The 9,427-nt window shown below is 49.1% G+C and carries 10 protein-coding genes; 6 read left to right on the top strand and 4 right to left on the bottom strand.

Features of this window, described 5'->3' with window-relative positions; translation table 11 throughout:
- The 5 genes from TH19_RS22980 to TH19_RS22215 form a co-directional block, all read left to right on the top strand.
- Window positions 1–194, top strand: a 194-nt coding sequence (locus tag TH19_RS22980; protein WP_220151789.1) for a hypothetical protein, incomplete at its 5' end; no start/stop codon positions are given.
- A gap of 30 nt (window positions 195–224) precedes the next feature.
- A complete protein-coding gene (locus TH19_RS22230) occupies window positions 225–1,439 on the top strand; it encodes a nucleotidyltransferase domain-containing protein (protein WP_114104543.1) in 1,215 nt (404 codons plus the stop codon).
- Entirely contained in the window at window positions 1,436–3,166 is a 1,731-nt protein-coding gene (locus tag TH19_RS22225) for a ThiF family adenylyltransferase (RefSeq protein WP_114104542.1), read from the top strand. Before TH19_RS22230 ends, TH19_RS22225 begins: the two co-directional genes overlap by 4 nt.
- Window positions 3,138–3,644 (top strand): M67 family metallopeptidase, encoded by a 507-nt coding sequence (locus tag TH19_RS22220; protein WP_309471258.1) that lies wholly within the window; start codon window positions 3,138–3,140, stop codon window positions 3,642–3,644. The genes TH19_RS22225 and TH19_RS22220 overlap by 29 nt, the downstream gene beginning before the upstream one ends.
- Window positions 3,628–4,725 (top strand): SAVED domain-containing protein, encoded by a 1,098-nt coding sequence (locus TH19_RS22215; RefSeq protein ID WP_114104540.1) that lies wholly within the window; start codon window positions 3,628–3,630, stop codon window positions 4,723–4,725. Before TH19_RS22220 ends, TH19_RS22215 begins: the two co-directional genes overlap by 17 nt.
- 2 nt (window positions 4,726–4,727) lie before the next feature.
- Here TH19_RS22215 and TH19_RS22210 read toward each other — a convergent pair whose 3' ends face one another.
- The 3 genes from TH19_RS22210 to TH19_RS22200 form a co-directional block, all read right to left on the bottom strand.
- The gene (locus tag TH19_RS22210; protein WP_114104539.1) at window positions 4,728–5,897 is read right to left on the bottom strand and encodes a hypothetical protein; all 1,170 of its coding nucleotides are present in this window, start codon (window positions 5,895–5,897) and stop codon (window positions 4,728–4,730) included.
- A gap of 340 nt (window positions 5,898–6,237) precedes the next feature.
- The gene (locus TH19_RS22205; RefSeq protein ID WP_114104538.1) at window positions 6,238–6,477 is read right to left on the bottom strand and encodes a helix-turn-helix transcriptional regulator; all 240 of its coding nucleotides are present in this window, start codon (window positions 6,475–6,477) and stop codon (window positions 6,238–6,240) included.
- A 93-nt stretch (window positions 6,478–6,570) separates the two neighbouring features.
- Window positions 6,571–7,251, bottom strand: a complete 681-nt coding sequence (locus TH19_RS22200) for a hypothetical protein (protein ID WP_114104537.1) — start codon at window positions 7,249–7,251, stop codon at window positions 6,571–6,573.
- 332 nt (window positions 7,252–7,583) lie between these two features.
- Here TH19_RS22200 and TH19_RS22195 point away from each other — a divergent pair, with 332 nt between their 5' ends.
- Entirely contained in the window at window positions 7,584–8,012 is a 429-nt protein-coding gene (locus TH19_RS22195; protein WP_147250814.1) for a hypothetical protein, read from the top strand.
- A gap of 54 nt (window positions 8,013–8,066) precedes the next feature.
- Here TH19_RS22195 and TH19_RS22190 read toward each other — a convergent pair whose 3' ends face one another.
- A complete protein-coding gene (locus TH19_RS22190) occupies window positions 8,067–9,227 on the bottom strand; it encodes a tyrosine-type recombinase/integrase (RefSeq protein WP_114104535.1) in 1,161 nt (386 codons plus the stop codon).
- Window positions 9,228–9,427 lie beyond the last annotated feature (200 nt).

Here is a 9,427-nt window from a genome sequence, read left to right as displayed (position 1 = left end):
CAGGTTCAAATCCTGCCCCCGCAACCAATAATATCAACGCCTTAGCTGAGAAATCGGCTAAGGCGTTTTTGCGTTTGGAAGCATTATGGAAGCATGTCTCTGGTGCATGTATTCGTCAGGTAGTGAAGCTGTCGCTCGTCTCTACTGTAGAGGTTGACAATTATCTAATTTACAACCACTTGTTTTCTACATGATTGGCAGAAAATAAGGTTGGGATTGTTGGAATGTCCACACTCACTAAGCAAGCAGAAGACTACCTTGATGCTCTCGCAAACGAGCTGGAAATTCCTCCTGCCCGCTACGAGCAGGCTGAGCGCAGCTACAAGACTCTGGGTGAATGGTTCCACCGGCCGACATCTAGTGTTGCTAAATATGAGCCAGAGGTGTTTGTGCAAGGCTCATTCCGGCTTGGAACAGTTATCAAACCGAACTCTAGTGAGGAACAGTACGATATTGACTGCGCCTGTGTTCTATCTGGCTTGAGTAAGTTGGATGTGTCTCAAGCACAGCTCAAGACGTTGCTCGGGGACGAGATAAAAGCCTATAGAAAAGCTAAGAATATGGCAAAAGAAGTTCAGTCGAAGCAACGCTGTTGGCGCCTCGAGTATTCTGATGAGGCGCAATTTCACATGGATGTCGTGCCGAGCTTGCCAAACGGACAAGACCAACGTCGTTTGCTTGAGGCGCAATCCTTCGATGCCAGTTTTGCCGATACCGCCATCGCAATCACAGATGATCAAGCGGCTAACTTTGATAATATTAGCGAGGATTGGCCTCGGTCCAATCCTAAGGGATATGCAGAATGGTTTAAAGCTCGAATGGGGAAGGCGTTTACTCGGCGTAGAGAGCAGGTCTTAAATGAAATGCGTGCTAAGGATGTAACTGCCAGCATTGAAGACGTTCCTACGTATCGTGTGCGTACTCCATTGCAGTCAGCGATCATGATATTAAAGCGTCATCGCGACATCATGTTTGCGGAGGATAGCGCTAATGCGCCAATTTCGATCATCATCTCGACGTTGGCGGCTCATGCCTATGAGAATGAAGAGACCATAGGTAGCGCATTGATTGCAATCCTTGCTCGGATGGAGCACTCGATTGAGTATGACGGTAACAAAGTAATCATTCGAAACCCAACCGATTGGACTGAAAATTTCGCTGATAAATGGGAAAAGCATCCTGAACGGAGAGAAGCGTTTGGTGAGTGGCTGGCTCAAGTCCGCGAAACGTTCGAGGTTGTTGCGAAGGAGAGCAGCAGGTCTGTAATTACCGGACATCTTGGTCCCAAAATTGGGGAAGAGTTAGCGAAGCGCATTGATGCTGGCTCAAGTGGTAGTTTGATGAGGGCGCCAAGTGCAGCCACAGCAGGGGCAATAGCATCCAAACCAGCGTTTGGGAATGAACAGCGGCGACCGACAAAACCTAAGGGTTTTGCATGAGCTGGTGGATATCACAGGCTCGGCGAGCTCTTGAGGAACGCGTTTCAATCGCGAATTTGCAAGAAAGCGTTGATTGGCTGAAGCAGGTAAAGTGGAACTTGTCTGAGAGTTTGCGGCTCTCCGCTGATTTTGTCATAGCTTATGATGGTAATGAGGTGTCGCTCGAGATCATCTATCCAGCATTCTTTCCTGACGTGCCTCCACAAGTCTTTCCAGACGGAAATGTGAGATTGTCAGCCCATCAGTATGGTTCCGGTGGTGAGCTGTGTCTCGAATTTCGCGTAGACAACTGGGAACCCGATATGACCGGCGCGATGATGGTCGAGAGCGCATATCGTCTACTCTCAGGTGAAAGGCCGGCAGAAGATGAGCAACGAGATGTGCCTGATGCGCATCGTGTTACGGCAGCTCAAGCCGCGCGGGGCTCAACTTACCGAATGGTAATATCAGATGCAGTTAGATCAATTCTCGAAGGTCTTCCCGAGCGGTCGATTACAGAGTTAGAACTTTCTGAATTGTTCAGACCCCCGACGTGGGTAATGCAAGTCAGTCGTGTAGGCGGTAGTGATAGCCCTTTATGGAGTCAGGATTTACTTCCACTTATGCCTATTCGGCGCAGTGCTTTTGCGGTCCGCGTGTCATCGGACTATTTCAATGATTTACCAACTTCTCTCGATGATTTGGTCGCTATGGCAAAAGAATTTGAGCACGAGAGTTTAACCGAGTTTATCCAGAACGGAGCTGTCGAGCGACCTGTTCTCTTTGTTTCGGACGGTAAATTTCAGCTTCTCAATTTATTTAAAGGAGAAGAAGTTACAAGCGCATGCCCTTATAAAACAGTTCTTGTTCCTAAAGATGAGCGTAGGCAAAGCACTGAATATGATGAGCTAAGGCAGAAATCTGTTGCTGTGGTAGGTTGTGGTTCCGTCGGCTCTAAGGTCGCAGCTTCGTTGGCCCGAGCGGGTGTATGCAAGTTTACGCTTGTTGATGGAGACATCCTGTTTCCGGGTAACATAGTTCGAAACGAATTGGATCAACGCTCTATAGGTCTAAACAAGCCTGATGCGGTTAAAGCCAGAATACGTGAAATCAATCCGTCTGCTGAGATTAGTGTAAGACGCGTTCTCATGGGAGGGCAAGAGAGCTCCTCGTCAACAGAGGCTGCCTTAACCGATATCGCTAGCTGTGATCTAGTTGTAGACGCGACAGCTGATGCTACTATCTTTAGCCTTTGTGCCGCAGTGGCTCGTGCAGAAGGTAAGCCCATGGTGTGGGGAGAAGTGTTTTCTGGTGGAGTGGGAGGGATGGTTTCAAGGTCGAGACCAGACATTGACCCAGCGCCTCTCGCCGCGAGAAAGCAGTTGGCTGCGTGGTGTGCTGATCAAGGTGTACCATGGGATGGAAAAGAGTCTACAGCATATGATTTAACTCGCGATGATGCTCCTCCATTGGTCGCGGACGATTCAGAGGTAACAATCATTGCTGCTCATATGACCCGTTTTGTAGTCGATATCCTTGCTAGAGAGGATACGATTTTTCCTTACTCCGCATATGCAATCGGGCTGCAACGTGAATGGATTTTCTCTGCTCCGTTTGAAGTGTTTCCAATTAAACTAGAACCCGAGGGGAAATGGGTGGCCCCAATTTCAGATGAAAGTGGCAAGGAATTAGCTGTTCTAATCAAAGAGTTATTTCCTGATGCCTTTGAGAAGCAAGATGAGAGTTGAGCTGACAAAGGAAGTGCAGGAGAGGATGTTGTTATGCCTCTCAAGGTCGAAGCGACGCGAAGTCGGGGGAATACTGATGGCTGAGCAGCTGAAACCGGGTGAGTTTCGTATCGTTGATTTCTCTTTGGATGAAATTACAGGAAGCGAAGCTCACTTTGTTCGTTCCCCAGAGCATCACTATGAAGCATTGGACGATTTCTTTGCGCGAACAGGAAACGATTATGCTCGATACAACTATTTGGGAGAGTGGCACTCTCACCCCAATCATCAACCTATTCCTAGTGCTACAGATATCGAGTCAATGACCAACCTCTTGGAAGAGGAGGAAAACATCTCTTTCGCCGTCTTGCTCATAGTTAAGAAAGGCTGGTGGAGGAGGCTGCATTGCTCCGCAGTTTTGGTTCGTCGAGGAGAGCCTATCTCAAATGTCGAAGTTACTGCAGAAGTTTTAGGAGAGAAAATTGCGGCGCCATGTTGACAGGTTTGTTGAGGGGGCTATCGAATACCTTTGGCGGCGCCGGTCTACGGGGCTGACTCTTATTCGCTATGGTGTAGCTCTGTTTGTTGGAGTCTGTGGCGTCGCTGGTTGGGGAGTGGATACCGTAATCCCAACCCCATATGGCGAATTCGAAATAGCATTCAGTGTAAACGAAGGAACGCCAACATTCTTAGTGATTTTGGCGACTGCTCTGGCTGCGGCATTAATACTCTTGGGTCTAGTTCTCTTAATTCTTGAGACACGCAGATCAGGCAAAAAGAAAATACTAGCAATAGAGCTTCGAGGTTTGCGCGACACTGAGGGTACCCCTTTGAAAGATGGTATTCCGTTCAGATTCCAAGGCCATAGACTGCAGGTGTTAGTTAGTATTAGGCGTGTCGACGGTCAAATTGTGGCTCCTGAGGAAGCCTTAAGGCGAATTACTCAGCTGCCAGATTTAATTGCCAATTCTCAGGCGGGAACTGATCGCTCGGATATAGCTTACTTCGCTGGTGGTTTAGCTCCTGTCCCATTTAGTTTTCTTATGGGCATCCTTTTAGATGATGAAAGTGTCATCACGTTAATGGATTGGGACCGTGTTCGTAGCTCGTGGCGTTTGCTTGATGGGAAAGACGATCAAGACCGTTTTGGTTTAAAGGGCTTTGATACCGTTGGAGACGCTGAGGAGATCGTTCTGAGTGTCTCCGTTTCCTACCCAACTGACATGGCTGGTATTGAGCAAGCGTTCGAGGGACTTCCAATTGTCTCCATGCGGCTGAACAACCTCACGGTTGATGGGCATTGGTCAAAGGATAAGCAAGCTGCGCTTGCAGACCAATTTTTTGGTGTTTTGCGTGAGTTGTGCGGAAGCAGCGTTAAGAGAGTGAACCTCATCCTAGCCGCGCCAAACAGTCTTGTTATTAATTTGGGTCGTATCTACGACAAGCGGAATCTTCCTGCAATAACGGTTTGGCAATATGAGCGGGGGAAAACTCCGTCTTATCCATGGGGTGTCCAGATGCCTGTGGCAGGAGAAAGAGTTGAGATTATTTCGGCAAATACGGGAGTGCTCGTAACCTAAGCTTAAGAAGGCGATTTAGGGCTGCAAATGAAGTTTAACCTAGCCCGGGAGCGATTATAGCTCTCCCAAAATCGTCCACCTTGAGTATTGATACGGGTTTCAATTTCTTTAGCTAGATTATCTGAATACTCGGTTCGGATTTGATCGGTGGTTAACCCTTCAACGACGGCAAGACCAGCAAGGTTTCCCTGAATTTGTTGCCAATAAACTTGCTCTTGATGCTCTCGGATGAGGTCCCTCAGTTGGCCGGGTAGAAGTCCAGAGCGATATTCAAACAGGTTGCGTTCTAAGGTGTTTGTGACCGCTAACCATAGCGGGTGCTGTTGCGCTCGGCTGATATTCGAGACCACATTCCCGTTGTCGATGTATCGAACCTTCTCAGCTGTATTGCAGAACACATCTCCTATGCTGTCCTCAAAATCCTTGAAGCTCCGCAAGTTGTATTTGTCCTTAAGTTCCTTCTTCCCTGCCCGAAATTCGACACGCCAGACGTGTTTGCTGGTGTCCTTGGGGTCAATGTCCCAAACTTTGAACCAGAACGGCGTTTGCTTCTCTATCGCGGCCTTTCGTTTGTTGTAGATGATAACTTGTCGCCCTGGCATCTTACCAATGGTGATGGATTCCAGTTTGCGGCCTCTGAAAACCGTACTCGGGTGATTTTGCTTTTCGCTATCCGCGTTCTTTTCCCCCCAATGGCTGCTGACTTTGCTGTGACTGTGGGCAACGACTTGATCCTGATTGAGTTCAAAGCCTTCCGGCATCAGGAAGTCCATAGCAAAGTCGGCGCGGCGGATGCTCTCTTGAAGCGCAATGCAGCCCATATCGGTTAAGCGCTGTTGTATGCGCGCTTTGATTTCCTGATAGCTATGGGCGGCTAGATTGGCAGCTCGGACTTTGACAGCAATATTCCAGCGCGAAGTGTCTTCGCTGTCCATAAAGGTCCATTGTTCGCCCATGAAGCCGGTATCAAAGACAAAGGCATACCCGCCGGTCATGCCGTGCGCTGGAACATGGCCGTCGACTTTGGCTGGGCCAATCTCGATAAGTTGATCCTCACGAGTTTTGGCGGCTTCATCTTTTGCGTTGCGAAGGACTTCTAAGCTTTCGCTTTTTAGAGCGCCTTGAAAGGAAACCTCAAGCGTATCAAAGCCAGCATAGAGAAGTTCGGGCATTTTCTTGGCTCCTTTGGTTGATCTGTAATTCTAGAGGGGGGTGTTACAAGGACCCCCCTCTGGATTTTCGGGTTTCAGATTTTTGAGGGGAATAAGAAGGCCAGCCCGTTGGGCTGGAATTGTTCTCTTGGCGCTCCGCGCAGGGGACGCTTTAGGTTTTGGGGCCGGTATTGAAGATCGGCCTTCCAAAGCGATTTCTGCGGGGTGAGGAGAGAGTGGAGCAGGGGAGTTGTTGTTCTCCACCTGCTCTTTTTGAGCCTTACGGCCCCAAAATGCCCGACGGTGCGTCCAACCCCGTCGGGCCAAAACTCGTTATATGAGCTTGCCCGCGATGATCAGTTTAATTTTGGAAAGCTGATGTGCTGGTAACGGCCAGCTCATCGGCCCATGCGATCAGGTCGCGGCGGCGATAGCGGACGGAACGGGCAGAGACTTTGATAAAGACCGGGCCGCCACCCCGAACGCGCCAATTCTGAAGGGCGCGTACTGTGTAGCCGAGAAACTTGGCGGCTTCGACTTCGTTGATCAGGGTGTCATAATAGGCGGGGTTTTCGATGGTGTTCGTCTGTGCTTGCAGCATGTCATCTCCATTTGCGCTGTTTGCGATGGAGTGACCGTGCAACAGTCTGTCGACTATTAATAAGACTATAAACCTTAAGGTATTTTATAGTTTTTAGTCGCGTTCTTTTCGGGCGTTGAACAGGCGATTTACATGCGACTGAATGGCTTTGTCACCTAAGCCTCTATCAGGGTTTTCTGCTTCGGGGTAATGAAGTTTGACCCAGTTGCGAATTGCTGGGTAGCAGTGTTTGGCCGGGTTCGAATAATCAATCTTGCCCTCGCGATCCAGCGTCTCGAAGGCTTCAATGATTTGGGGTTTGCGGCTAGGGCGGCCTGCTGGCTTGATTGTATTTTGGTTGTCGGCTTCATCTAACCAATCAGGATCAGTGATCCGAATGCCGTCCATCTGGAAGCCGTTTGCTCGAGCTTGATCCTTAGCCCATTGGAGGTATGGGTTCCATAGGTCTGAAGGGATTGGAATGGGGGAGTCCTCTGGTCGGCGGGGTATAGCGAAGCCGTAGGCAAGAAGACTCTTGACGCGTACCCGCTCGAAGATATTGGAGCGCAACTCTTCTTCCAATTTTTTGCGGGGGCCTGTTGGACCGAGAACACCTTTGAATAGGTCCTCGAATGAAGCATCCTTATCGGCGTTCTTGGCTATACGGTCTAGAATGACACCGCCAGAAGATTGTTGGGTGTATTTGCGGCATGCAGCGACTTTTTCAGGTGGGCCGATATATAGGTGGGCTTTTGAGAGTTGAACGCCCTTGTTCCAGATTTCCCACGCATCCATCGGTTGTTTGCCTTCTCAACGTTACGCCTTTCATGATCATTCTATACAGCATAAGCGAGGGTGGAGAGTCCAGCGCTTGCCAGCGTATTCAGTCCCTTACGGGGATTGAGTAGTTGGACCGTTACGGGTTTTGACGTGGTGTTGGTGGTTTGGCGTAATGCTCATTCCCGTAACGTTAGGGGGCCTATCCCTTACGTATACGTTACGTAGGAGGAGATAGAAATGGAACGCACAGCAGTAGACAAATTCAGGAATTTCAAAAAGTCGTAAATTAGTTTAATTGTTGTATTTGGAAATAATGTAATCGTCAGTTGTATCTGGAGGGGCTGGAAATGGACGGGGCTGCAAAACAAGCTGTAAATAATACGGTTAATATTATGCCGGATGAACGTTATGTGATCGTGGAAAGCTCCGGCCAATTGAAACAGGCGATGGAGACCGACGCTGAGACTGTCATTATTACAAATGAAAAGGTTGCAGATGGCGTTAGGAGGCTATCTTTGGTTAAGAAAGCTGCCGTGGTTGCAGCAATTGGTGGCGCAGGAGTTGCTGCAGTAAATGCGTGGAACCCGATTGGATGGGGGGCAGCAGCGCTTACTGCTGTATCTGGCGGCTCAATTTTGTGGGCTGTTGCATTGGTCGGTGGTGGCACCATAGCTTTAGCCATATTGAATGGTTATCAGGTTGAGAACAAAACAGAGACGATTTTGCCAGATGGTACGATCATTAAGAACACGCTAAACTTACGCAAGAAAAAATAAGTGTATGCCCCTTCATTTGTATATGCACACTGCACGATGATGTGAGTTCCTAAATCATCGTCGCGTTCTTAGCAGCATGCTTATATGGCTTGAGATTTTGTTGGCTGATGCAGTAACGGGATCGTCGGCCAAATGTGCGTAACGGGCTGTGGTTTGCACTTGGCTATGTCCGAGCAACTTACCGATCATTGGTAGGCTTTCGCCCATGCCAACGGCGGAAGATGCATATGAGTGTCTCAAATCGTGAATACGCAAATCGTCCAGCCCGGCAGCAGCCCGTATACGACGCCATGGCTTCTGCATATCGGTGATATGAGAGCCCGGTAATTTGCCGGTGATTACGTAAGGGTTTTCGCCGATCCGTTCTATATCATCCAGTACCGAGTGGACTTCATCGCCAATTGGGACCTTCTTCTTGCCTGTCTTGGAATCTGGCAGGTGCAAAGCGTTACGTTGAATGTATTCCCATTTCAGGGTTTGTATTTCACCAAGGCGGCAGCCAGTAAGGACTAGAAGCCTTATCGCATTGATAGCAGCTTGTGACTCTGTACCTGCTTCTTCAAGGTTGTTCAGAGTTTGCCCAAGTCGAGCCAGTTCTTCCCCGCTTAGATAACGCTCACGCTTTTCCTCAGTGTATTTTTTGATGTGACGGCAAGGGTTAGAGCCATCTGGTCGTAGGCCCCAGACCTCAGCCTGATTAAACATGACGGATAGAACGCCAAGGGTGCGGTTGGCCTGATAGGGTTTGTCACGCAACTTGTGATGCAGGTCGGCTACATCAGATCGCTTTACGTCTTCTGCTTTGAGCGATCCAAAAGCCGGATAGATGAAAAGATCAAAGCTGCGGCGATATTCTTTAGCTGTGGAGGGTTTGCAGCGTGTCGGGACGTAGTCGCTCATAAAGCGATCGCCTAGCTCTCGAACGGTCGGTGCGCCTTTCTTGCGTTTATAGTCCTCTGCCGGGTTCTCGCCGCGTGCAACAGATGAGAGCAACTGACGGGCTTCTGCCTTAGCTTCATCGGCGGTAACGGTGCCGTGGCGACCAAGTGCCTTGCGACGGGTTCTGCGGCTGCTATCGCGATATTGGATCAGATAGCTTTTGCGTCCTGTCGGCATAACGCGCACGCCAAAGCCGGGCAGGTCGTCATCCCACTCGAAGTAATCTTTCTCTAGCGGTTTGAGGGCATCTACAGTGCGCTTGCTTAGGCGGGGCATCTTGCTTCCTTTCCTCAATTTGGAAGCATAATGGAAGCAATTTAAGGCGAAATGCAAGGTTGAATGTGAGGCTTTAGCGTAGATGTATGCGTTATAAAACACATATAAACAGCTATGTAGCGTGATATTGAGAAAATCATGATAGACGGTGATAAGGTGAGAAAACTAACTCATAACCTGAAGGCCGCAGGTTCAAATCC

It is taken from the genome of Thalassospira profundimaris, assembly GCF_003326675.1.
Taxonomy (GTDB): domain Bacteria; phylum Pseudomonadota; class Alphaproteobacteria; order Rhodospirillales; family Thalassospiraceae; genus Thalassospira; species Thalassospira aquimaris.
The sequence above is the reverse complement of the archived record's forward strand: the minus strand, read 5'-3'. Positions and strand labels throughout refer to the sequence as shown.

Coding starts and splice junctions, on each gene's coding strand:
- TH19_RS22230 (WP_114104543.1), top strand. CDS start 225: ATGTCCACACTCACTAAGCAAGCAGAAGACTACCTTGATGCTCTCGCA.
- TH19_RS22225 (WP_114104542.1), top strand. CDS start 1,436: ATGAGCTGGTGGATATCACAGGCTCGGCGAGCTCTTGAGGAACGCGTT.
- TH19_RS22220 (WP_309471258.1), top strand. CDS start 3,138: ATGCCTTTGAGAAGCAAGATGAGAGTTGAGCTGACAAAGGAAGTGCAG.
- TH19_RS22210 (WP_114104539.1), bottom strand. CDS start 5,897: ATGCCCGAACTTCTCTATGCTGGCTTTGATACGCTTGAGGTTTCCTTT.
- TH19_RS22205 (WP_114104538.1), bottom strand. CDS start 6,477: ATGCTGCAAGCACAGACGAACACCATCGAAAACCCCGCCTATTATGAC.
- TH19_RS22200 (WP_114104537.1), bottom strand. CDS start 7,251: ATGGATGCGTGGGAAATCTGGAACAAGGGCGTTCAACTCTCAAAAGCC.
- TH19_RS22195 (WP_147250814.1), top strand. CDS start 7,584: ATGGACGGGGCTGCAAAACAAGCTGTAAATAATACGGTTAATATTATG.
- TH19_RS22190 (WP_114104535.1), bottom strand. CDS start 9,227: ATGCCCCGCCTAAGCAAGCGCACTGTAGATGCCCTCAAACCGCTAGAG.